Source organism: Micrococcus sp. HMSC067E09, assembly GCF_001812555.1.
Classification (GTDB): domain Bacteria; phylum Actinomycetota; class Actinomycetes; order Actinomycetales; family Micrococcaceae; genus Micrococcus; species Micrococcus lylae.
On record NZ_KV809452.1, the window covers coordinates 109,471 to 132,885 of the forward strand.

The window sequence follows — 23,415 nt, forward strand, 5'->3', positions numbered from 1 at the left end:
GTCGGCGTCATGGCCTCGAGGACCTGGGGACCCGGGCCTCAGCCCAGGTAGGCGCCCTCGGCGGCCGAGTGGACGAGCTTGGCGTACTTGCCGAGCACGCCGGTGGTGAACTTCGGCTGCACCGGCTCCCAGGACTCGCGGCGGGCGGCCAGCTCGGCCTCATCCACGAGCAGGTCCATGGAGCGTCCGGCGATGTCCACGCGGATGCGGTCGCCGTCCTGCACCAGGCCGATCGGACCGCCTTCAGCGGCCTCCGGGGCGATGTGGCCGATGCACAGGCCCGTGGTGCCGCCGGAGAAGCGGCCGTCGGTGATGAGCAGGACGTCCTTGCCCAGGCCGGCGCCCTTGATCGCGCCGGTGATCGCGAGCATCTCGCGCATGCCCGGGCCGCCCTTCGGCCCCTCGTAGCGGATGACCACGACGTCGCCGGCGGTGATGGTGCCGTCCTCGAGGGCGTCCATGGCGGCGCGCTCGCGGTCGAAGACGCGGGCGGTGCCCTCGAAGATGTCGGCGTCGAAGCCGGCGGACTTCACGACGGCGCCCTCGGGAGCGAGCGAGCCGTGGAGGATCGCGATGCCGCCGTTGGGGTGCATCGCGTCGTCCATGGTGCGGATGACCTTGCCGTCCACCGGGTCGGGGTCGAGCGCGGCCAGGTTCTCGGCGAGGGTCTTGCCGGTGACGGTGAGGGTGTCCCCGTGCAGCAGGCCCTCGTCCAGCAGGGCCTTCATGACCACCGGGACGCCGCCGATGCGGTCCACGTCCGTCATGACGTACTGGCCGAACGGCTTGAGGTCTGCGATGTGCGGGGTGCGGTCGGCGATGCGGTTGAAGTCGGACAGCTGCAGGTCCACGCCCGCCTCCCGGGCGATGGCGAGCAGGTGCAGCACGGCGTTGGTGGACCCGCCGAACGCCATGGTCACGGCGATCGCGTTCTCGAACGCGGGCTTGGTCATGATGTCCCGGGCCGTGATGCCCTGGCGGAGCATGGTCACCACGGCCTCGCCCGAGCGGCGTGCGAAGGCGTCGCGGCGGCGGTCCGCGGACGGGGCGGCGGCGGAACCGGGCAGGGACATGCCGAGCGCCTCGCCGATGGAGGCCATGGTGTTGGCGGTGTACATGCCGCCGCAGGCGCCTTCGCCCGGCACGATGGACTTCTCGATGCGGAGCAGGTCCTCCTCGGACATGAGGCCGCGGGCGCAGGCACCGACCGCCTCGAAGGCGTCGATGATGGTGACCTGCTTCTCGGTGCCGTCGGTCAGGCGGGCCACGCCCGGCATGGTCGATCCGGCGTAGACGAACACGGAGGCCAGGTCCAGGCGGGCGGCGGCCATGAGCATGCCCGGCAACGACTTGTCGCAGCCGGCGAGCAGGACGGAGCCGTCCAGGCGCTCGGCCATCATCACGGTCTCCACCGAGTCGGCGATCACCTCACGGGAGACGAGGGAGAAGTGCATGCCCTCGTGGCCCATGGAGATGCCGTCCGAGACGGACACGGTGCCGAACTCCAGCGGGAAGCCGCCGGCGGCATGGACGCCGTCCTTGGAGGCCTGGGCGAGGCGGTCCAGGGAGAGGTTGCACGGGGTGATCGCGTTCCAGGACGAGGCGATGCCGATCTGCGGCTTATCGAAGTCCTCGTCCCCCATGCCGACCGCGCGGAGCATGCCGCGGGCGGCGGTGCGCTCCTTGCCGTCGGTGACGTCGCGGGAGCGAGGCCTGGCGTCGACCTCCGCCGACCCTGCAGTGCTGTCCTGAGCCTTCGAGGTGGTGTCCATGCGCACATCATAGGGACGGCGTGCGGCAGTGAGACGGTCGCGTCCGCCAGATGACATGCAATCGGATCGTGACCTGTCACGGCACTGCCCCGCCGACGGCCTCACGTACGTTGGAGACATGGACTCGCTCACCCTCCAACGACGGCTGCGCGGCGTGTTCGACGCTCGGGTCTTCAACCACGGCGACTACAACCTCGTCTACGGCCAGACCTCCGGCACGGCCACGCCGTACGTGATCGGCTACCGGCGCGCCCCGCAGGAGCTCGTGCTGTGCCCGGTCGATCCGTCACGCCCGGTGGTGGAGGACGATGCGGACCCGAGCGAGGTCTCCACGGTCTCCCTGGGGAACGTGGCCACCGTCGCGGACACGGGCAGCGGCTATCAGCTGGAGACGGTGACGGGCTTCCGCACCTGGTTCGAGGTCTCCCCCCGCTGCCGCGTGCACGTGGGTGACCTCTCCGAGACCGGCGTGGCCGAGCTGGACCAGTCCGACGACGCCGCGGACTTCCACGAGTTCATGTCCGGATTCATGGACGAGCTCGACGGTCTCTACGCCGATGTGGACATTCGCAAGAAGGCCTGATAGAGTCTTCTCTCGTTGCAACGGAGCGAGTCCGAAAGGAACGGTCCGGAGCATGGCCTGCGCCTCTAGCTCAATTGGCAGAGCATCAGACTCTTAATCTGCAGGTTCCGGGTTCAAGTCCCGGGGGGCGCACACACCAGAAGGGCCCGTCACCGCGAGGTGACGGGCCCTTCGTCGTCCCGGGCGCCCGCACCGCGATCGGTGGTGTGAGAAACGCCTCATCCTCCCGGGGCGGGCGCGGACCGCATGTGTCAGAGTGGAGCCATGACCACCGAGAACACCCGCCTTGCCGTCGGGGACACCGCACCCGACTTCACCCTCCAGGACCAGGACGGCCGCCCCGTCTCCCTGCACGACCATGCCGGCAAGAACGTCATCGTCTACTTCTATCCGGCCGCCTCCACTCCGGGCTGCACCAAGCAGGCCTGCGACTTCCGCGACTCCCTCGCCTCCCTCAAGGCCGCCGGCTACGTGGTGCTCGGCATCTCCCCGGACCCGATCGGCAAGATCATCCGCTTCGCCCAGAAGGAGGGCCTGACCTTCCCCCTGCTGTCCGACGAGGACCATGCGGTGGCCGAGGCCTACGGCGCCTGGGGCGAGAAGAAGAACTACGGCAGGACCTACGAGGGCCTGATCCGCTCCACGATCGTGGTGGACCCGGCCGGCAAGGTCAGCCTCGCGCAGTACAACGTGAAGGCCACCGGCCACGTGGAGCGCCTGCGCAGGGCCCTCGGGGTCGACTGATCCGCCCCGGTCCGGGCCGATACACTGGGCACCCTGACCGGGCCGTCCAGCGCGGCCCGTCCGCGCGGGCGTGGCGGAACTGGCAGACGCGCTGGATTTAGGTTCCAGTGTCCTACGACGTGGGGGTTCGAGTCCCCCCGCCCGCACTCGTCACGACGACGGCCGCGTCCGTCCGGAGGACACCGCACCAGGGTGCCCCGCCGCAGGGACGGCGCCAAGACCGAACGACACCGAGGGAGGCCTGCCATGGAGCTGTCGCGCCGTGCCGCCCTGGGCCTGGGCCTGTCCGGGCTCGCCCTCGCCGCGGCAGGCTGCACCGAGGACCTGCGCCGCCCGGCTTCGCCGACCCCCTCGCCGAGCGCCTCCTCCAGCGCAGTCGCGGCGACCGGACCCCGCGGCCGAACCCTGGTGGTCGGCTCCCCCGGGCGTCTCACCTCCCGCGACCCTCACCTGCAGTGGGACTCGGAGACCTTCCGCCTCTCCCGCCAGGTGTTCGAGACCCTGCTGGGCGTGGACCCGGAGACCGGCAAGGCCGTGCCCGCCCTGGCCGAGAGCCACGAGGTGACCGCCGACGGTCGCATCCACCGCTTCCGCCTGCGCGAGGGGGTGGTGTTCTCCGATGACACCCCGTGCGATGCGGCTGCCGTGGCGGCCAACGTGGAGCGCTGGGCGGCGAAGGATGAGCGCGAGGACGTCACCGCCTCCCCCTTCGTCTCCGTCTTCGGCGCCCACCTGGGCGAGGAGGACTGCCGTCTGGACTCCGTCGAGGTCGAGGACGAGCTGACCCTGCGGCTGACGCTCAGCACGCCGCTGCGACATCTGGCGATGGCCTTGACGGCACCGCATTTCGCCATCTCCTCGCCCCAGTCCTGGGAACGCACCGCCCATACCCCCGAGGGCAGCGTCTCCTCCCCCGCCGGCACGGGGCCCTATCGCTGGGCCACGGCACAGGAGTCGCACGCGGCCCTCTCGGCCGCCTCGGCGGTGCGCCGAGGCGCCGTGCTGGTCGCCAGCTCCACCTACCGCGGTGAGCGCCCGCAGGCGTCCCCGGTGATCGTGGCCTCCTGGGGCCGGGTCGGCACCCGCCTGCGCGAGTTCCGCCGCGGCCATGCGGACGTCATCGACGTGGTCTCCCCGCCGCAGCTGCGCCCGCTCGTGGAGTCCGGCGCCCAGGTCCTGCAGCGTGACCCGCTGTCCGTGCTCTACCTGGGCATGAACATGGCGCACCCGGTGATGGGCTCGCTCTACGTCCGGCAGGCCGTGGCGCACGGCGTGGACCGGCCGGCCCTCGCCCGTTCCGGGCTCTTCCTGGACGGCACCTCGATGGCCCATGACGTGGTGCCGCCGACCCTGGGCGTGGCCAACGAGGACGCCGAGCGCTACGACATCAACCCCCGTGAGGCCCGCGACCTGCTCCACCTGGCCGGCTACGAGGGCGAGCCGCTCGAGTTCCTCTACCCGACCGGCACCGGCCGGCCGTCCCTGCCCACCCCGGAACTCGTCTACGCCCGGATCGCCGAGGACCTCGGGAAGATCGGGCTGAACATCGTGCCCGTGCCTGTGCCCGCGGACGAGGACTACCAGCGCACGGTCCGTGAGCGCGAGGGCCGAGCGCTGCACCTGATGAGCCGTGACGGCCTCTTCCGCGACCCCCACGCCTTCATCGAGCCGCTCTGCCGTTCGGACGCCGCGGAGACGAACTACGCGAACCCCCACGTGCAGCGGCTGCTGCAGCGCGCGGCCCTGGCCGAGGACGACGATCGCCGTCGCGAGGTGTTCGGGCAGATCCTCGCCTCCCTCGCCCTCGACCTCCCGGTGCTGCCGCTGGTCTACCCGATCTCCGCGGCCGCCGTGGGCGCCCGGGTCCAGGCCTACCCGACCTCCCCGCTGCTGGACGAGCACTACTCCTCCGTCCGGCTCTCCGCCGACTGAAGCGGCACCTGCCCGGAGTGCGTCCGGGGCCGCCAGACCCGGCCCGTCGGAGTGAGTCCCGTCATGCCGGTGACAGGACGTGGGCGCGGCGTCCGCGGTAGTAGACTCGGGCCCGAGCGGACGGACCCCGCAGACCTCCCGTCCACGGTGGTCGGGACCGGGTCCCACCCGCACCCGCATCCGCGTCCTTGACCTCGGAGAGTTGTTTTTCGTGACCACGCAGACCACCACCACGCACGACGTCGTCCTCATCGGCGGCGGCATCATGTCCGCCACGCTCGGCACCCTGCTGCAGAAGCTGGAGCCGACCTGGTCGATCGCCCTCTACGAGAACCTGGACCAGGCCGGCCTGGAGTCCTCGGATCCGTGGAACAACGCCGGCACCGGCCACGCCGCCCTGTGCGAGCTGAACTACGCACCCCGCCAGGCCGACGGCACCGTGGACCCGACCAAGGCCCTCGGCATCAACGAGCAGTTCTGGGTGTCCCGCCAGTTCTGGTCCTCCCTCGTGCAGGACGGCACCCTGAAGGACCCGAAGTCCTTCATCAACCCGCTGCCGCACATGTCCTTCGTGTGGGGCGACGACCATGCCGACTACCTGCAGGCCCGCTACGAGGCGATGTCCGCGCAGCCGCTGTTCGAGACCATGGAGCACACCGAGGACCCGGAGAAGATCCGCGAGTGGACCCCGCTGCTCATCAACGGCCGCCACGACGGCAAGCGCCTGGCCGCCTCCCGCGTGGCCGGCGGCACCGACGTCGACTTCGGCGCCCTGACCCGCCAGCTCGTCACCCGCATGGCCGACTCCGGCGTGGACGTGCGCTTCGGCCACAAGGCGACCGGCCTCACCCGCGGCACCGACGGCCGCTGGGAGGTCGGCGTGAAGAACCGTGCCGCCGGCGAGTCCTTCACCGACCGCGCCCGCTTCGTGTTCATCGGCGCCGGCGGCGGCGCCCTGCACCTGCTGCAGGCCTCGGGCATCCCGGAGGCCAAGGGCTTCGGCGGCTTCCCGGTGTCCGGCCAGTTCCTGCGCTGCACCGACGAGTCGATCGTGTCCCAGCACATGGCCAAGGTCTACGGCCAGGCCCAGGTCGGCGCCCCGCCGATGTCCGTGCCGCACCTGGACACCCGCTTCGTCGACGGCAAGCGCTCCCTCCTGTTCGGCCCGTACGCCGGCTTCTCCACCAACTTCCTGAAGTCGGGCTCCTACCTGGACCTGCCGTTGTCGGTCCGTCCGCACAACCTGGTGCCGATGCTCGCCGTGGCCAAGGACAACATGGACCTGACCAAGTACCTGGTCACCGAGGTCCTGAAGTCCCAGGACAAGAAGGTCGAGACCCTCAAGGACTTCTTCCCGGAGGCCGACGGCTCGAAGTGGGAGCTGATCACCGCGGGCCAGCGCGTCCAGGTGATGAAGAAGGACAAGAAGAAGGGCGGCGTGCTGCAGTTCGGCACCGAGGTCGTCACCCACGGCGACGGTTCCCTGAGCGCCCTGCTCGGCGCCTCCCCGGGCGCCTCCACCGCAGCGCCGATCATGCTGTCCCTCCTGGAGCGCTGCTTCCCGGCCAAGATGGACGCCTGGAAGCCGCAGTTCGAGGCGCTGGTGCCGTCCTACGGCCGCAAGCTCAACGAGGACCGTGCCCTGCTGGACAAGGTGCGCTCGGCCACCGATTCCGCCCTGCAGCTGAACTGACCTCGTGAGGGCTCTCGCGCGGTTCTCCCTAGCACACCGCGCGCTGATCGCGCTGGTCACGGTGTTCTGCACCGTGTTCGGCGTGATCGCGGCGGGTCAGCTCAAGCAGGAGCTGGTCCCGTCGCTGGAGCTGCCGGTGATCTCCGTCACCACGGTGTATCCGGGTGCCGGCCCCGAGGTCGTCGACGACGCCGTCGGCGAACCCCTCGAGCGTGCCCTCCAGGCCGTCGAGGGGCTCGAGTCGACGCGGTCGACCTCGTCGAACGGCTTCAACGCCGTGCTCCTGCAGTTCGAGTACGGGACCGATCTGAACCGTGCCCGCGGTCAGGTCGACCGCGCCGTCTCCAACCTCGCCCCGCAGCTGCCGGACGAGGCGGAGACCACCTCCTTCGCCGGCTCGTTCTCCGACTTCCCGGTGATGTTCCTCGCGGTGTCCTCGGACTCGGACCTGAACCGCACCCGGCAGCGGGTGGAGGACGTGGCGGTGCCCCGACTGCAGCGTCTGGAGGGCGTGCGCGGCGCGGAGGTCACCGGCGGCACACAGGAGTACGTCTCGATCGTCCCGGACCAGGCGGGGCTCGCCGCCGCGGGGCTGTCCACGCAGGACATCGTCACCGCACTCGAGGAGAACGCCGGCCTGTTCCCCATCGGCCAGGTGACGGAGGGCTCGCTGACGCTCCCCGTCCAGGCCGGGTCTCCGGTCGAGGACATCGAGGATCTGAAGGGCATCGTGCTGGTGCCCGCGGACGGCGAGTCCTCCTCCCCGGACCGCGCTCCCCCGGCCCTGGGCGATGTCGCGGAGGTCTCGATGGCCGAGGCCGAGCCCACATCGGTCTCCCGCACCAACGGCGTGGACACGCTGTCCCTGAGCATCACCGCCACCCCGGACGCTGATCTGGTGCGCGTCTCCGAGGCCGTGGAGGAGATCCTGCCGGAGCTGGAGGGCGTCGTCGGGGACAACGCCCGCTTCACGGTGGTCTTCGATCAGGCCCCGTTCATCCAGCAGTCCATCGACACGCTGTTCCTGGAGGGCGTCCTGGGCCTGGGCTTCGCGGTCCTGGTGATCGCCGTCTTCCTGCTCTCCCTGCGTTCCACCCTGGTCACGGCGGTCTCGATCCCGCTGTCGCTGCTGGCCACGCTGATCGGCGTCTGGCTGTCCGGCTACTCGCTGAACATGCTCACGCTGGGCGCGCTGACCATCGCGATCGGCCGTGTGGTGGACGACTCGATCGTGGTGGTGGAGAACATCCGCCGCCACCTCGGCCTCGGCGAGGATCGGCGCACGGCGATCGTGCGCGGCACCGGCGAGGTCGGTCTGGCGATCACCGCCTCCACCCTCACCTCGGTGGCGGTGTTCCTCCCGGTCGCGTTCGTCTCCGGCCTGGCCGGCGAGCTGTTCCGGCCGTTCGCCGTGACCATGTCCCTGGCCCTGCTGGTCTCCCTGCTGGTGGCGTTGACGATCGTGCCGGTGCTGTCCTTCTGGTTCCTCGGCGGCACGGCGTCGCGGCAGGCAGCGGGACAGGCGGCCACTCAGCGGCGTGTCGACGACGGCCCCTCGCCCTCCGCTCGCCCGGTCGCCCACGCCTCCTGGCTGTCCCGGGCGTACCGCCCGGTGCTCCGCGGCACCCAGGCTCATCCGAAGACCACGATCGCCGCCGCGCTGGCCGTGCTCGTCGGCACCGGGGCCCTCGTCCCCCTGCTGCCCACCAACCTGCTGGGCGACACGGGCCAGAACTCCTTCACCGTCACCGCACGCCAGAGTCCAGGCTCCTCGCTGGAGACCACGACCGCCGCGGCAGAGAAGGTCGACGAGGCCCTGCGCGGAACCGAGGGCGTGCAGGATGTGCAATTCACGGTCGGCTCGGCCGGGATGATGGCGATGTTCGGCGGCGGCGCCACGGACGAGGCCAGCTTCACCGTGGTCACCGACCCGGCCGTGGACCAGCCCGCCCTGCAGGACGAGGTGCGCGGCAGGCTGGCCCGTCTGCAGGACGTGGGCGAGGTGGAGGTCTCCCCCGCCGAGGGCTTCGGCGGCTCGGACATCGAGGTCACGGTCACCGCGCCGACCCCGGAGCAGCTGTCCGCCGCAGCGGAGCAGGTCGCGGACCGGATGCGCGGCCTGGAGGGGGTGCGCGAGGTGACCACGCCGGCCACAGACACCCGCCCCACCTTCCAGGTCGAGGTCGACCCGCAGGCCGCGGCCGCCGCCGGGCTCACCGAGGAGGCGGTCTCCGGCCAGGTGGCCGCCGCGTTGGATGCGGTCCCCTCTGGCCAGGTGCGCTTCGGGTTCACCGACTACACCGTGCGCCTGGGCGATCCCGAGCCGGTCACCTCTCGCGCCGAGCTCGAGGCCGTCGAGGTCATGACACCCACGGGGCCGGTGGCCCTGTCCGAGCTGGCAGAGGTCCGCCAGGAGGACGTCCCGGCGAGCGTGACCTCCTCCGACGGCGAGCGGACCGCGGTGGTGTCCGTGACTCCCGGCTCCGACGACCTCGGCGCGGCCGCCGCGGCTGTCCGTGAGGCCCTCGACGGCATGGAGTTCGCCGAGGGCGTCGCGGCGGAGATCGGGGGCGCCGCCTCCCAGCAGGAGAAGACGTTCCGGGATCTGGGCCTGGCCCTGCTGGCGGCGGTGGCGGCGGTGTACGTCGTCATGGTGGCGACGTTCCGCTCGCTGCTGCAGCCGTTCGTGCTGCTGGTCTCCATCCCGTTCGCAGCCACCGGCGCGTTCATCGCCCTGCTGGTGACGGGCACCTCCCTGGGGCTGCCGAGCCTGATCGGCATGCTCATGTTGGTGGGCGTGGTGGTGACGAACGCGATCGTGCTGATCGACCTGATCAACCAGTACCGCCGGGATGTGGGGCTCGGGCTGGACGAGGCGATCGAGCTGGGTGCGCTGAACCGCGTCCGCCCGGTGGTCATGACGGCCCTGGCGACCATCCTGGCGCTCATGCCCATGGCCCTGGGCGTGACCGGCCACGGCGGTTTCATCTCGCAGCCGCTGGCGGTGGCGGTGGTGGGCGGCCTGCTGTCCTCCACGGTGCTGACGCTGGTCGTGCTGCCCGTGCTCTACCGGCTCGCGGAGGCCCGCGGCGAGCGCCGCCGCCGGGCGGAGCAGTCCCGGATCGAGCAGGCACGGGCCGAGCGGGAACGACAGCTGCGCGAGGCCGCGGCGGCCGCACAGGCCGGTGCCGGGGACCCCGCCCCCGCTCCGGGCCGTCGGCGCCGCGGCCTGCGCGAGCGCCTGAAGACGTTCTCCCTGCGGCGACGCGGCACCGCCTGAGCGTGACTGCCGACGTCGGCAGCGCCTGAGCAGCGTTGCCGGCCGCGGCACCGCCTGAGCGCCGTTGCCGACGCTGCGCCACCGACCCACGCGACCAGGGCCTTCGATTGCGCGCTCGAGGCCCTTCCCACACCCGGTCTCAGTCTCCGTCGTGGACGGCGAGCGAGGAGCCGCGGCGGTGCTTGGTGACGGCCAGGCGGGTGGGGATGTCGTTCTTCATGCGCTCGACGTGGCTGACGAGCCCGACGGTGCGGCCGCCGGTGCGCAGGGAGTCCACGACCCCCATCACCTCGTCCAGGGTCTCCGTGTCCAGGGACCCGAACCCCTCGTCCACGAAGAGCGTATCCAGCTCGATGCCGCCGGAGGCCGCCTGCACGGTGTCCGCAAGACCCAGGGCGAGGGACAGGGAGGCCATGAAGGTCTCGCCGCCGGACAGGGTGGAGGGGTGCCGGACCTCGTCCACATAGTGGTCGCGCACGACGATCTCGAGGCCCTTGTTGCCGCGCCCGCCGACCGCGTCCGAGTACTCGAGGCAGTAGCGGTCGTCGGTCATCTTCCGCAGGCGTTCGGAGGCCGCGGCGGCGACCTCCTCGAGGCGCCCGGCCAGCACGTAGCTGGTGAGCGGCATCTTCAGGCGGTTCTCGCCGGAGCCGCGCACCAGGGCGAGCAGGCCGGTGACGCGCTCGTGCTCGGCGATCAGGTCCGCCGCCCGGCCCAGGACCTCGCGCAGGACGGCGGACTGCCGGCGTACGGCGGACACCAGGGCGGCCCGCGAGCCGACGACGGCCCCCTGCTCCCGGGAGGCGGCCTCGGCCGCCTGCAGACGCTCGACGGCGGCCGCGGTCTGCGCCTCGTCCGGCGCCTGCGTCCCCTCCGCCCGGAGCCGGCGCCCCTCGGCCACCAGGGCGGTGGCGGCGAGCTCGGCCAGCGCGGACTCCTCGCGCGCGTAGGCCTGCACGGCGGCCTCCTTCGCGGCGGCGTCCTCGGGCGAGAGGCGGGCGGCACGGGCCGCAGCCACGTCCGCGAAGTCCTTCTCCGCCAGCGCCGAACGCAGTGCGTCCTCGGCCTGGGCGGCCAGAGCGCCGGCGGAGGCACGGCGGCCGAGGGCCTCGTCGAGGCTCTCCAGCAGCGACCGGGCGGCGACGACGGCGTCCCGGCGCGCCTCCAGGTCCCCGCCCTCGCCGGCGGCCGCGGCGACGGACTCCTCGAGATCGGCGATGCGCTCGGCACGCTGGGCGGACTGCTCCTCGAGCTTGCCGTCCTCGGTGGCCAGCTCGGCCAGGAGCGCGGCGACGGACTCCTGCTTCGTCTGAGCCGTGGTCAGACGGCGGCGTGTCGCCGCCAGTGCACGCTTGGCGGCGGCCAGCTCCTGCTTGGCCGTCTCAGCGGCCGAGACCGCCTCCGAGGCCTCGTCCACGCCCAGTCCGCCGGCGGCGGTCTGCGCCTCGTGGAGGCGGGCCTGGGCGGCGGTCACGTCGGCCGCGGCCGCGGCGGTGGCGGCGGACGCCTTCTCCAGGGCCTTCTCGGCCCGCTGGACGGCGGCCTCGGTGACGTCCTCGTCCACGGGGTCGGCCGGCCGGGGGTGCTCCACGGAGCCGCAGACCAGGCAGGGATGACCGTCCTCGAGCTGCGCGGCCAGCTCGGAGGCGGCCTGCTCGTAGCGGGACCGGAGCAGGTCGAGGCGCCGCTGGGCGGCCTTCTCCTCGGCCTGGCGAGCCTGGGTGTGGGCGGCCTCGGCGGTCTCGAGCTCGGCGGCGCGGGCAGCGGCCGTCTCGGCCGCCTTGCGACGGGCCCGCGCGGCGGCCAGCTCCGCGTCCACGGCGTCCTGGGCCCCGAGCTTCGCGGCGCCGGCCTCGACCTCCTCCCGCAGCGCGGCGACCTCCTCAGCCCGGGCGTCGCGCTCGGTCTCCGCGGTCCGGCGCTCCCCCACGATGGCCTCACGACGCTGCGCGGCGGCGGCCTGCTGTTCCTGCAGCCGTCCGATGCGGATGCGGTCCTTCAGGGCCGCGGCGACCGCATCGGCGGCGGAGGCGCCGGCCTGGACGGCGGAGCGCACGGCCTTCCGGGCACGTTCCTCCTGCACCGTCTCCCGGGCCTCTGCCTGCTCGCCCTGCTGCACCTCCCCCTGCTCCGCGCGGGCCGCGGCCAGCCATCCGGCGGCGGTGGCGTCGGCTTCGGCCCGCTCGCGGGCAGCCTCCTCCTGGGCGGCGGCGGACTCCGCGGCGCCCGCCGCCTTCTCGGCGCGAGCGGCGGCGGTGACCACGGCCTCGGCGCGGCGGTGGGCCTCCACGGCCGTCCGGTCCGCAGCGGTGGCCTCGGCCTTCGACCGATGGTCCTCGTCCCGGACCGCCCAACCCGCGGCGGCCTCGAGCGCCTGGCCGGTGCGGCGCAGCTGCTCGAGCGCGGTGCGTGCGGCCTTCTCGGCGGCCTCGGCCTCGTCCTGGCGGGTCTTCGCCGCGGCGTGGGCGGCGTCGGCCCGCTCGGCGACCAGCGTCAGGAGGTCGTCGTCGTCCTCCGGATAGGGGGCGGGGTCGTGCCAGTCCTGGCCGAGCTCCTCGCGGGCGGCCTCACGCAGCTGCTCGCGCGCGCTCTGCGCGATCTGCCTGTCCGCGGCCGCACGGCTGTCCAGGCGGTCGGCCTCGGCCTTGAGGTGCTCTTCCACGCCGTCGAACCGCTGGGTGCCGAACAGCCGGCGGAGCAGGTCCCTGCGCTCGTCCGATGTGGCCGTGAGGAAGCGCGCGAACTGGCCCTGCGGGAGCATGACGACCTGCATGAACTGCTCGGCGTCCAGGTGCATCACGGAGGCGATCTGCTGGCCGACCTCGTCCGCGCGGGTCAGCGGCGCCGTCCAGGCGCCGTCCTTCAGCTCGCGCAGGGACACGGAGGCCGGGGTCGTGGTGGTGCCCTTGCCCCGCTTCTTGGGACGCGCGTGGCGGGGCGAGCGGAGCACCTCGAAGCGCCGTGTCTGGACGGTGAACTCGACGAGCACTTCCGGGGCCACAGTGCCGGCGGGACGGAGCGTGGTGACCAGGGAATCGGGCGAGCGGCCGCCCGGCACGGAGCCGTAGAGGGCGTAGCAGAGCGCGGTGAGGATGGTGGATTTGCCGGCGCCGGTGGGACCGTCCAGCAGGAACAGCCCGGCGCTGTTGAGCGCCTCGAAGTCCACGTCCTGGGTCTCGGCGTACGGGCCGATCCCGGTGAGGCGGATGCTGTGGATCCTCATGCCTGGACCTCCTGCACACGGGCGGCGGAGAGGGCGGCGTCCAGCAGGGCCGTCTCCTCCTCGGTGGCAGCGCGCTCGCGCACGTGGTGCACGAAGCCGGTGGTCAGGGCCAGGTCGGACGGGGCGTCCCGCAGCGCCTGGGCGTAGGTCTTCTCCCGCTCCTTGCGCCCGCCGGCGGGCTCGTGGCGGAAGACGAGCACGTGCGGGTAGCGCGCGCGCAGGCGCTCCAGCGCCTTCTCCGGGCGTTCGTCGTCTGTGACCGTGACCTGCACCCAGCGGTCCTCGGCCCAGTCGAACTCGGCGGACTCGAGCAGTTCGGCGGTCGGTCCGGAGAGCACGGCGAGCTGCCGCCCTCCGGGCCAGTCCACCTTCTCCACCGCGGTCACGTCGCCGCCGCTGACGTGGACGAGCCAGCCGCCCTTGTCCTGCTGCCACTCGCCGAAGGAGTACGGCAGCGGGGAGCCCGAGTAGCGCACGTGCTCGGCCATGGTCTGACGGCCGTGCAGGTGGCCGAGGGCCACATAGTCGAGACCGTCGAACACGCTGACGGGCACCTGGCCGAGCGTGCCGACGAGCGCCTCGGGGTCCTCGGCGCCGCAGTCCAGGTGCTCGCCCTCGCCGATGTCCCGCTCCCCCTCGGACCCCTGGCCGCCGGCGGCGAAGAGGTGGGCGAGCACGATCGAGGCGAGCGGGCCGCCGTCGGGGTCCTGCCGACGCGCGGCGAGGTCCGCGCGGATGCGGCGCACGGCCTCCTGCATCACCGGCGTGTGGTGCGGGTCCACACCCCACTCCTGCCCGAGATGGCGGGGTTCCAGGTAGGGGATGCCGTACACGGCGGCCCGCTCCCCGTCCCGGCCCTCCAGGAGGATCGGCTCGGCCAGGCGCTCCGGGTCGGTGCGCAGGTGCACGCCGGAGGCCTCCATGAGGGCGCCGCCGAAGCCGAGGCGGACGGCGGAGTCGTGGTTGCCGCTGGTCATGACCACGGCGGCGCCGGCGGCGCGGATCGCGGCGAGGGTCTCGTCCAGCAGGCGCACGGCGTCCGCCGGAGGCAGGGCACGGTCGTAGACGTCCCCGGCCAGGAGCACGGCGTCCACGCCGCGCTCGCGCACGGTGGCCACCAGCTGGTCCAGCACGGCGCGCTGCGACTCGAGCAGTCCGGTGCCGTGGAAGGAGCGTCCGATGTGCCAGTCGGAGGTGTGGAGCAGGATCATGGTCGTCACTCTAGTGAGGCCTGCGGACAGGATAAGGGCGGGCTGTGCACAGCCGGCGCTCACTAGCATGGAGGCATGACCGCCGAGCCCCTCGCCGACCCGCGCCTGCCCGACTATCCCGCCCGCGTCCTGGCCACCCTCGCCGCCGGGGCGGCCGGAGACGCCTACGGCTACACCGTGGAGTTCGACCGCGCCGACGCGATCGTGTCCGCCTGGGGCCCGACGGGCCTCGGGACCCCGGCCGAGCTGCTCGAGCGCCTGGGCGTGGCGCACCTGCCGATCTCCGACGACACGCAGATGACCCTCTTCGTGTCCGACGGCCTGCGCGAGTGGATCGAATGGCAGAACCGCGGACAGATGGCCGACGCCGCCGCCTGCGTCTGGCTGGCCTGCCTGCGCTGGCACCGCACCCAGACCGGCGCCCTGCCACAGGGTGCTCCCCCGGCACAGGACACCTGGCTGGATGCCCGCCGCGAGCTCCACGAGCGCCGCACCCCCGGCAACGCCTGCCTGTCCGGCCTCGCCGAGCCCGGCATGGGCGTGCCCACGGACCCGAAGAACCCGGCCTCCAAGGGGTGCGGCACCATCATGCGCTCGGCGCCCTACGGCATGGTCCCCGGCCTGCCGGACACCCATGTGGCGTCCTTCGCCCGCCAGGGTGCCGTGCTCACCCATGGGCATCCGACCGCCTGGACCTCCGCGGCCGCCTTCGCCCTGATCGTGGACGCGCTCTTCGCCGGCCGCACCCTGGCCGAGGCCGTGGAGACCGGCCGTGCCTGGCTCGCCGCCCAGGGCGAGGACGCAGCCGAGTCCCTCACCGCCCTCGAGCTCGCCCGGCAGCTGGCCGTCACGGCGGAGGGGGACGACGACGGCACGCGCCTGGGTGCCCCGGGGCACCTCCCCGTGGGGCTGGGCGAGGGCTGGGTGGCCGAGGAGGCGCTGGCGATCGCCGTCTACGCCGCACTCGTGGCCGAGCGGACGACGGACACCCCGGCCGCCGCGCTGGCCCTGGCCCTGCGGATCGGCGCGAACCACGACGGCGACTCGGACTCCACCGCCTCCCTGGCCGGGCAGCTGCTCGGCGCCGCCCACGGCATGGCGGTGTTCGGCGTGGAGTCGGCCGACGGGGTCCCGGTGGCGGCGCTGGCCGACGCGGTGCCGGAGTGGATCGCCGAGCGTGACGTGGTGGTCGAGGCCGCCGAACGCTGGGTGGCCGCCACCAGCTGACGACGTCGGCTGTCTTCCGTCAGGAGGCTGCCCGCCTGGCGCCGGCCACCGGTGCCGATGGTCGTCGAGCCCGTGGCGGGCCCGCCGGCATCACCGGGCGGCCGGGGGCCAGTTCCCGCCGAGCATCTGGAGGAATTCGGGCTCGGAGACCAGGGCGATCTGCTGTCCGGCCGCGCGACGGCGCAGCGCGTCGCGGGTCTTGCGGTGGGCCAGGGCCGTGGTGGTGACGCGGTCCGCGCCGCGGGCCGGGGCGCCGGAGCCGTCCGCCTCCCTGGCGGTGAGGACGAGATCCTCGGCGCAGAAGCCGTCCCCGATGACGAGCATGGTGGTGCGCGCGCTGACGCGGGAGGAGGGCTGCGCGCCGAGCGCAGCCGCCCGGTCCTTGGCCTCCTGCCGGGACATGCCGATGCCGCCGGTGAACACCACGACGTGCCCGAACAGGGGGTTCTGCGGGGACGCGTCCGGGTTGGCCGGCGTGTTCACGCCCTCCTCCGGCCAGCGCATGAAGTCCGGCATGGAGCGGTCGGAGCGCAGCGGCACCCGGGCGTCGAAGACGTCCTTCATGTCCCGCGCCTGACGGGTGGGGCGGGACTCGTGCCCCCGGCCGTGGGGGTGGCCGGCGAGACGGCCGACCTCGAGGCCGTGGGCGCCCAGGACGTGGGCGACCGGCACCGGGCCGGCGGCGTCCTGATGGGCACGGCGCCCGACGTCGATCAGGATCGCGGCGCAGGCCTCGGCATCCGCGAGCGCCTCATGGTGGCGGCCGGGCACGAAGCCGGCGGCGCGGCTGGCCGAGGGCAACGCGTAGCTGGGCAGGTCGTAGGCCTTGCGGGCCAGCATGAGCGTGCACGCGTACTCCAGCGGGGGCACGTCCGCATCCGACACCTCGAGGGCGGACTCGATGACGCCGACGTCGAAGCCCGCGTTGTGGGCCACGAGGACGTCCTGGCCGCAGAAGGCCCGCAGGTCCTCGAACACCTCGGCGAAGCGCGGCTGACGGGCGACCTGCTCCGCGGTGATGCCATGGATCCTCACGTTGCGGGGGTCGAAGCGGTCGAAGCCCAGCGGCGGCCGCATCATCCAGGAGGCGCGGTCCACCATCGCCCCGTCCCGCACGCGGACGACTCCCACGGAGCAGGGCGAGCCGCGGAAGCCGTTGGCGGTCTCGAAGTCGATCGCCGTGAAGTCCAGCCCGGGCACGGGCGCGGAGGACGACGGGGCGCTCATGTGGTGTGCTCCTCCTGGGCACGCAGGGCCTCGACGAGGGCCGGCAGCAGCGCGGTGAACGCCTCGCCGCGGTGGCTGATGGCGTTCTTCTCCTCCGCGGACAGCTGTGCGGTGGACACCTGCCGACCCTCGGGCTGGAGGATCGGGTCATAGCCGAAGCCGCCGTCGCCCACCGGCGCGGTGAGCAGGGTGCCGCGCAGGTGCCCCTCGGCGACGGTCTCGAAGACGATCTCACGGGCCCCGTCGGCGCCGGCCGGGCCCGGCACGGCGAGCGCGGCGCAGCAGACGAACCCCGCGCCGCGGTGCTCGGCCGGCACGTCCGCGAGCTGGTCCAGCAGCAGGCGGAGGTTCGCGGCGTCGTCCCCGTGGCGGCCTGCCCACCGGGCCGAGAAGATCCCCGGGGCGCCCCCGAGGACGTCGACGGACAGTCCGGAGTCGTCCGCCACGGCGATGAGGCCGGAGGCCGAGGCCACCGCGCGGGCCTTCTTCAGGGCGTTCGCGGAGAACGTCACGCCGTCCTCGACCACGTCCGGGGCGTCGACGGCCGCGGCGTCCACCACGGCGGCCTCCACATCCAGCTCCGGCATGGCGGCGGCGAGCATCTGGCGCAGCTCGCGGACCTTGCCGGCGTTGCGGGTGGCCAGGACCAGGCGGGCTCCCGAGGGGACGCCGTGCTCCGTCCCGGCGGGGGCGGTTCGGCTCATGCCCGCTCCCCGCGGAGGGTCTCGGCCTGGATCTGCGCCAGCTCGGCGGTGCCGGACAGGGCCAGGTCCAGGAGGGTGTCCAGCTCCTCACGGCGGAACGGGGCGCCTTCGGCGGTGCCCTGGACCTCCACGAAGTCGCCGGAGCCGGTGACCACCACGTTCATGTCCGTCTCCGCTTTGACGTCCTCGACGTAGGGCAGGTCCAGCACGGGCACGCCGTCCACGATGCCCACGGAGATCGCGGAGACCGAGTCCTTGAGGACCTTCGCCTCGCGCTTGACGTGGCCCTCGCGGCGGGCCCACTCGACGGCTTCGACGAGCGCGACGTAGGCGCCGGTGATGCTGGCGGTGCGGGTGCCGCCGTCTGCGTCCAGCACGTCACAGTCCAGGACGATCGTGTTCTCGCCGAGGGCGTCCATGTCGATCACGGCGCGCAGGGAGCGGCCGATGAGCCGCGAGATCTCGTGCGTGCGGCCGCCGATCTTGCCCTTGATGGACTCGCGGGTGCTGCGGGAGTCCGTGGCGCGCGGGAGCATCGCGTACTCCGCGGTGACCCAGCCGGTCCCCTCGCCCTTGAGCCAGCGGGGCACACCCTCGGTGAAGGAGGCGGTGCAGAGGACACGGGTGTTCCCGAACTCGATCAGGGCCGACCCCTCGGCCTGCCGGGACCAGCCCCGGGTGATGGTGATGGGGCGCAGCTCGTCGACGGCGCGTCCGTCCGGGCGGGTGTGGTTCTGGTCAGCAGCGGTCATGCCCACCAGTCTAGGACTCGCCTCAGACGCGGTAGCTCATGCCGGAGACGGCCACGGTGAGGGGTCCGTCATAGGCCTGCGCGGCCTCGGACACGGCCCGCTGGGGGTCGTTCCACACCGGAAGGTGCGTCAGCAGCAGACGCCTGGCGCGGGCACGGGCGGCCATACGCCCGGCGCGCAGGCCGGTGAGGTGCACGCCCTCGATCGCGTCGTCGCGGCCCTCGTGGAACGCGGCCTCGCAGAGGAACAGGTCGGCGTCGCGGGCGGCCTCGACGAGGCCGTCGCACTCGTCGGTGTCCCCCGAGTAGGTGAGCACGCGGGTGGTGGCGGAGCCGTCCGCGTCCGTCTCGTCCACCTCGATGCGCAGGGCGTAGGCCTCGTCGATGGGGTGGCGCACCGGGTGGGGCGTGATGCGGAACGGGCCAAGCCGGGCCGGCGTCAGCGGCTCCCACGTGGTGAAGTCGAAGTCCGGGTGCATGCCGGGCTCCGGGTCCATGCCGTAGGCCACGGCGATGCGCTCGGCGGTGCCGGTCGGGCCCAGCACCGGGACACGCCCGCGGTGCCAGCCGTCCGGGTTCCAGCGCACCGCCACGTGCAGGCCGCACAGGTCCATGAAGTGGTCCGGGTGCAGGTGGGACAGGCAGACACCGTCCAGGTCCTCCAGCATGATGTAGCGCTGCAGGGTGCCCAGGGAGCCGTTGCCCATGTCCAGCAGGATGCGCCACGTCTTCGGGGTGACGCCGTCCTCGGCCACGCCGTCCGCAGTGACGAGGTAGCAGGAGGCGGGCGACCCCGGGCCGGGGAACGACCCGCTGGCTCCGATGATGGTCAGCTTCATGCGGTGGGCTCCTCCCTCGTGACCGGCGGCCGGCGTCGGCTGCGCTCGATCATCTCGGGCGTGATCTGGGCGAGGACCCCGGTGGGGTACCGCTCACGGACGGTGTCGATGTGCTGGACGGCCCCGACCTCGGGGCCGAGGAAGCGGCGGGCCAGCGTCTGGAACTGCTCGGGGTCGCCGGTCGCCATGAAGCGGTGGTCCACGGCCTGGGCGGCGCCGGCCGCGGAGTGCGGGTGCCCGAGCCCGTGCTGGACGAGGGCACGGTACAGGTCCTTGGCCGTCTCCTCGGCCGAGGAGACCAGGGTGACGTCCTCCCCCATCACGAGGGACAGCACGCCGGTCAGCAGCGGGTAGTGGGTGCAGCCGAGCACCATCGTGTCCACGCCGGCGGCCTTGAGCGGGGCGACGTACTCCTCAGCGGTCTCGATGAGCTCGGGGCCGGCGGTGATGCCGGCCTCCACGAACTCCACGAAGCGCGGGCACGCCGAGGAGACGACCTCCAGGTGCGGCGCGGCGGAGAAGGAGTCCTCGTAGGCGCGGGAGCCCACGGTGGCCTGGGTCCCGATCACGCCGATGCGCCCGTTGCGGGTGGCCGCCACGGCGCGGCGCACGGCGGGCTGGATGACCTCCACCACGGGGATCCCGTAGCGGCCGGTGTAGCGTTCGCGGGCATCCCGGAGCACGGCCGCCGAGGCCGAGTTGCAGGCGATCACCAGCGCCTTCACCCCCGCCTCCACGAGCTCGTCCATGATGCCGAGCGCCAGCGCCCGGACCTGGGCGATCGGACGGGGACCGTACGGGGCGTGCTCGGTGTCGCCGACGTAGATCAGCGGCTCGTGGGGCAGCTGGTCCATGATCGCGCGGGCCACGGTCAGCCCGCCCACGCCGGAGTCGAAGATGCCGATCGGCGCGGCGGCGGTGGGCCCGGCGGAGGCGGCGTTCATCGGATGTCCTCTCCGGCGTCCGGATCCTCGGCGCCGGGCACGTCCTCGCGGCCGTCCTCGGGCAGGCCGCGCAGCATCTGGTCCATGAGGCTCTCGAGCAGCCACGAGGTGAAGTTGTACAGCAGCGCCATGGCGGACTGCTCGTCCGCGGCGTGCTTCCAGTCGTCCACGGAGTGCACGCGGGCGGCGGACTGCGCGTCCGTGATCCCGAGCCGGGCGGAGAGCACGAGCCTGACATCGTTGAGGGCGCGGCTGAAGGCCAGGGCCTCGGCGTCGTCCAGGCGCAGCTCGGTGGAGCGCAGCAGCTCGCGGGCACGCTCGGCGTCGGCGAGCTTCGCGTCGATCAGCAGGTCCTCGGCGTCCGCGCGGTGCTCGGCGTCCCGCTGGGCGTCTGCGGCGGCCTTCCCGGGGTCGTCCGCGCCGGTCCCGGACGGCGAGCCGAAGCTCGGCGGCAGCAGGCGCAGCAGCGCCGGATCGGCAGGGGCCTGGCGGGTGGCGGCGCCGAGACTGAGGCCGGAGACCAGCGACCAGAAGGCGCCGTCCGCACCGGAGCCGTCCGTCGGCTCGTCCCCGGTCTGCTCCGACGAGGAGGCGTCCTCCGAGGCGGAGTCGGCGGCCGTCGTCGTGCCCTCGTCCGGGCGGCCCGGCACAGGCGCCGTGGACGCGGCGTCCCGGGCGGGGGCGGCGGAGTCCTCGGCCGCGTCGTCGCGACGGCCGCTCAGCAGCGTCGCCACATCCTTGAACAGGCCGCGCAGCAGGCGCGCCTCGGCAGGCTCCAGACGCGCCCGATAGCCGCGCCGTGTCCAGCGGAATCCCTCGGCCACGGTCTCAGCCCTCCGCCTCTTCGAGGGTGGCCCACAGCCCGAAGCCATGCATGGCGCTGACGTGACGCTCGGCCGTCTCGCGGCCGGCGCGCGCCACCACGGCGCGGCCGTTCTCATGGACCTGCATCATCAGGGAGTGCGCCTTCGCTGCCGAGTAGCCGAAGTGGCTGCGGAAGACGAAGGCCACATAGCTCATCAGGTTCACGGGGTCGTCCCAGACGACCACGTTCCACGGACGGTCCGCGAGCGCGGCCGGATCCGGGCGCTCCAGCAGAGCGGTGTCGGCGGCGCCACGGGGGCCGGGGACACCGGATTCCGTCATCGACATGGGCTCCATCCTACTCACCGTGTTCCCGGGGACGGGGGCGGAACGGACCGTGGAGCCTGCCACACCGTGGCATAGGGTGGCTCACGTGAACCACACCGACCTCCACCAGGACACCGCGCAGCGCGAGCCGTGGCACACCACCACGGCCTTGATGACGGACCACTACGAGCTGACCATGCTGCAGGCCGCCCTGACGGCCGGCACCGCCCAGCGCAGGAGCCGGTTCGAGCTGTTCACCCGCCGCCTCGCCGACGGCCGCCGCTACGGCGTGGTGGCCGGCACCGGCCGCATCCTCGAGGGCCTGTCCCGCTTCCGCTTCGGCACCGCCGAACTGGACCATCTGGCGGACACGAAGGTGGTGGACGATGCGACCCTCCAATGGCTGGCCGACTTCCGGTTCTCCGGCACGATCATCGGCTACGCCGAGGGCGAGGCCTACTTCCCGCACTCGCCGATCCTGCAGGTCGAGTCCACGTTCGCTGAGGCCTGCATCCTCGAGACGTTCCTGCTCTCGGTGATGAACTACGACTCCGCCGTGGCCTCCGCCGCCTCCCGCATGACCGCGGTGGCCGGTGGCCGCCCGTGCATCGAGATGGGCTCGCGCCGCACCCACGAGGAGTCCGCCGTGGCCGCCGCCCGCGCCGCGGTGATCGCGGGCTTCGCCTCGACCTCCAACCTGGAGGCGGCCCGCCGCTACGGGCTCAGCACCGGCGGCACCGCCGCCCACTCCTTCACCCTGCTGCACGACTCCGAGCGCGCGGCCTTCGAGGCGCAGGTGGCCGCCCTCGGCGCGGACACCACCCTGCTCGTGGACACCTATGACGTGGAGCAGGGCGTCCGCACCGCCGTGGACGTGGCGGGCAGGGCCCTGAAGAACGTCCGGCTCGACTCCGGCGACCTCGTCTCCCAGACCCACTCCGTCCGCGAGCTGCTGGACGGGCTGGGCAACACGGAGACCGGCATCATGGTCACCTCGGACCTGGACGAGTATGCGATCGCCCACCTGCGCTCCGCCCCGGTGGACTCGTACGGCGTGGGCACCCGCCTGGTCACCGGCTCCGGGGCGCCGACCGCCGCGATGGTCTACAAACTCGTGGCCCGCCAGAACGACGACGGCGCATGGGTGGACGTGGCCAAGGCCTCCAAGGGCAAGGCCTCCCTGGGCGGCCGCAAGGACGCCGCCCGCCGCCGGGACACCCGCGGCCGCGCCGTCGCCGAGCTGGTGGGCGTCAACCGCTCGCCGGAGGCCGACGCGGACGACCGCCCGCTGCTGCACGAGTTCGTGGTGGACGGCGAGTTGCAGGCCGGCTGGACCGGCCCCGAGGCCGTCACCCGTGCCGCCGAACGCCACCGGGCCTCCCTCGCCGAGCTGCCCGCCTCGGTGGGACGCCTGCAGGCGGGCGAGCCCGCCATCCCCACCCTGTTCCAGGAATTCTGAGGAGGACCGCCATGACCGAGCTGACCCGCGCCCTGGTGATCGTGGACGTCCAGAACGACTTCTGTGCGGGCGGATCCCTTGCGACCGCCGACGGCGCCGACGTGGCCGCCGCGATCACCGAGCACCTGGCCGACCGCCGCGACGAGTACGACGTGGTGGTGGCCACCCGCGACTGGCACGTGGACCCGGCAGAGCACTTCGCCGCCGCCGGCGAAGAGCCGGACTTCTCCGTGTCCTGGCCCGTGCACTGCGTGGCCGGCACGGCCGGCGCCGAGCTGCACGCGGACCTGGACATGGAGGAGGTCCGCCCGGACGCCCAGTTCCTCAAGGGTCTGCACTCGGCCTCGTACTCCGGCTTCGACGGCCAGCTCGGCGAGCCGGACGAGGTCCGCTCCGGTGAGGGCGCCGAAGCCGGCGTGGGTCCCTACGGTGCCACCCGCGCCGCGGCCGACGCCGTGGAGCCGGGCGCCGAGACGCTCGACGAGTGGCTCCGCTCCCAGGACGTGGAGGCCCTCACCGTGGTGGGCATCGCCACGGACCACTGTGTGAAGGCGACGGTGCTGGACGGCATCGAGAACGGCTACGAGGTCACCGTGCTGACCGACCTGGTGGCCGGCGTGGCCGAGGACACCGCCGAGGCCGCGCTGGAGGAGATGAAGGACGCCGGGGCGATCCTGGCGACCTCGTGACCCCGT

The 23,415-nt window shown here is 73.0% G+C and carries 18 protein-coding genes and 2 tRNA genes; 10 read left to right on the forward strand and 10 right to left on the reverse strand.

What is annotated here, in order from left to right:
* Positions 1–38: 38 nt before the first annotated feature.
* Positions 39–1,772, reverse strand: a complete 1,734-nt coding sequence (gene ilvD / locus HMPREF2863_RS09920; protein ID WP_070639780.1) for a dihydroxy-acid dehydratase — start codon at positions 1,770–1,772, stop codon at positions 39–41.
* Between the two features lie 118 nt (positions 1,773–1,890).
* Here ilvD and HMPREF2863_RS09925 point away from each other — a divergent pair, with 118 nt between their 5' ends.
* The 7 genes from HMPREF2863_RS09925 to HMPREF2863_RS09955 all read left to right on the forward strand — a co-directional run bounded on the left by HMPREF2863_RS09925 (position 1,891) and on the right by HMPREF2863_RS09955 (position 10,004).
* Positions 1,891–2,355: a hypothetical protein gene (locus tag HMPREF2863_RS09925; RefSeq protein WP_067188796.1), complete on the forward strand. Its 465-nt coding sequence runs from the start codon at positions 1,891–1,893 to the stop codon at positions 2,353–2,355.
* A gap of 59 nt (positions 2,356–2,414) precedes the next feature.
* Positions 2,415–2,487, forward strand: a tRNA-Lys gene (locus tag HMPREF2863_RS09930).
* Between the two features lie 132 nt (positions 2,488–2,619).
* Positions 2,620–3,099, forward strand: a complete 480-nt coding sequence (gene bcp, locus HMPREF2863_RS09935; protein ID WP_067188798.1) for a thioredoxin-dependent thiol peroxidase — start codon at positions 2,620–2,622, stop codon at positions 3,097–3,099.
* 64 nt (positions 3,100–3,163) lie between these two features.
* A tRNA-Leu gene (locus HMPREF2863_RS09940) sits at positions 3,164–3,245 on the forward strand.
* Between the two features lie 100 nt (positions 3,246–3,345).
* A complete protein-coding gene (locus tag HMPREF2863_RS09945) occupies positions 3,346–5,031 on the forward strand; it encodes an ABC transporter substrate-binding protein (RefSeq protein ID WP_067188804.1) in 1,686 nt (561 codons plus the stop codon).
* Positions 5,032–5,242: 211 nt separating this feature from the next.
* On the forward strand, positions 5,243–6,724 hold the full coding sequence (locus HMPREF2863_RS09950) for a malate:quinone oxidoreductase (RefSeq protein ID WP_070639782.1): 1,482 nt from the start codon (positions 5,243–5,245) through the stop codon (positions 6,722–6,724).
* Between the two features lie 4 nt (positions 6,725–6,728).
* On the forward strand, positions 6,729–10,004 hold the full coding sequence (locus HMPREF2863_RS09955; RefSeq protein WP_070639784.1) for an efflux RND transporter permease subunit: 3,276 nt from the start codon (positions 6,729–6,731) through the stop codon (positions 10,002–10,004).
* 139 nt (positions 10,005–10,143) lie between these two features.
* On the opposite strand, the gene HMPREF2863_RS09960 is transcribed toward HMPREF2863_RS09955, so the two are convergent.
* Together HMPREF2863_RS09960 and HMPREF2863_RS09965 are read right to left on the reverse strand one after the other, a co-directional pair.
* On the reverse strand, positions 10,144–13,227 hold the full coding sequence (locus tag HMPREF2863_RS09960) for an AAA family ATPase (RefSeq protein ID WP_070639786.1): 3,084 nt from the start codon (positions 13,225–13,227) through the stop codon (positions 10,144–10,146).
* The gene (locus HMPREF2863_RS09965; RefSeq protein WP_067188859.1) at positions 13,224–14,438 is read right to left on the reverse strand and encodes an exonuclease SbcCD subunit D; all 1,215 of its coding nucleotides are present in this window, start codon (positions 14,436–14,438) and stop codon (positions 13,224–13,226) included. Before HMPREF2863_RS09965 ends, HMPREF2863_RS09960 begins: the two co-directional genes overlap by 4 nt.
* A gap of 75 nt (positions 14,439–14,513) precedes the next feature.
* Here HMPREF2863_RS09965 and HMPREF2863_RS09970 point away from each other — a divergent pair, with 75 nt between their 5' ends.
* Positions 14,514–15,665, forward strand: coding sequence for an ADP-ribosylglycohydrolase family protein (locus tag HMPREF2863_RS09970; protein ID WP_067188811.1), 1,152 nt, complete (start codon positions 14,514–14,516; stop codon positions 15,663–15,665).
* Positions 15,666–15,755: 90 nt separating this feature from the next.
* Here the strand turns inward: HMPREF2863_RS09970 and HMPREF2863_RS09975 are convergent, their stop codons facing one another.
* From HMPREF2863_RS09975 to clpS, 7 genes are read right to left on the reverse strand one after another with little or no spacing between them, the layout of a single operon-like run.
* Positions 15,756–16,892: a 3'-5' exonuclease gene (locus HMPREF2863_RS09975; RefSeq protein WP_067188813.1), complete on the reverse strand. Its 1,137-nt coding sequence runs from the start codon at positions 16,890–16,892 to the stop codon at positions 15,756–15,758.
* Positions 16,889–17,596, reverse strand: a complete 708-nt coding sequence (locus HMPREF2863_RS09980) for a non-canonical purine NTP pyrophosphatase (protein ID WP_067188815.1) — start codon at positions 17,594–17,596, stop codon at positions 16,889–16,891. Before HMPREF2863_RS09980 ends, HMPREF2863_RS09975 begins: the two co-directional genes overlap by 4 nt.
* On the reverse strand, positions 17,593–18,348 hold the full coding sequence (rph, locus tag HMPREF2863_RS09985; RefSeq protein ID WP_067188817.1) for a ribonuclease PH: 756 nt from the start codon (positions 18,346–18,348) through the stop codon (positions 17,593–17,595). Before rph ends, HMPREF2863_RS09980 begins: the two co-directional genes overlap by 4 nt.
* A gap of 22 nt (positions 18,349–18,370) precedes the next feature.
* A complete protein-coding gene (locus tag HMPREF2863_RS09990) occupies positions 18,371–19,186 on the reverse strand; it encodes an MBL fold metallo-hydrolase (protein WP_067188819.1) in 816 nt (271 codons plus the stop codon).
* On the reverse strand, positions 19,183–20,130 hold the full coding sequence (murI, locus tag HMPREF2863_RS09995) for a glutamate racemase (protein WP_067188821.1): 948 nt from the start codon (positions 20,128–20,130) through the stop codon (positions 19,183–19,185). The genes HMPREF2863_RS09990 and murI overlap by 4 nt, the downstream gene beginning before the upstream one ends.
* A complete protein-coding gene (locus HMPREF2863_RS10000; protein WP_067188823.1) occupies positions 20,127–20,954 on the reverse strand; it encodes a DUF2017 family protein in 828 nt (275 codons plus the stop codon). Before HMPREF2863_RS10000 ends, murI begins: the two co-directional genes overlap by 4 nt.
* Positions 20,955–20,958: 4 nt before the next feature.
* Positions 20,959–21,276, reverse strand: coding sequence for an ATP-dependent Clp protease adapter ClpS (clpS, locus tag HMPREF2863_RS10005; RefSeq protein ID WP_067188861.1), 318 nt, complete (start codon positions 21,274–21,276; stop codon positions 20,959–20,961).
* Between the two features lie 91 nt (positions 21,277–21,367).
* On the opposite strand from clpS, the gene HMPREF2863_RS10010 reads away from it, so the two are divergent.
* Both HMPREF2863_RS10010 and HMPREF2863_RS10015 read left to right on the forward strand, forming a co-directional pair.
* Positions 21,368–22,720, forward strand: coding sequence for a nicotinate phosphoribosyltransferase (locus tag HMPREF2863_RS10010; RefSeq protein WP_256388821.1), 1,353 nt, complete (start codon positions 21,368–21,370; stop codon positions 22,718–22,720).
* Positions 22,721–22,731: 11 nt separating this feature from the next.
* On the forward strand, positions 22,732–23,409 hold the full coding sequence (locus tag HMPREF2863_RS10015; RefSeq protein WP_070639788.1) for an isochorismatase family protein: 678 nt from the start codon (positions 22,732–22,734) through the stop codon (positions 23,407–23,409).
* Positions 23,410–23,415: the final 6 nt, after the last annotated feature.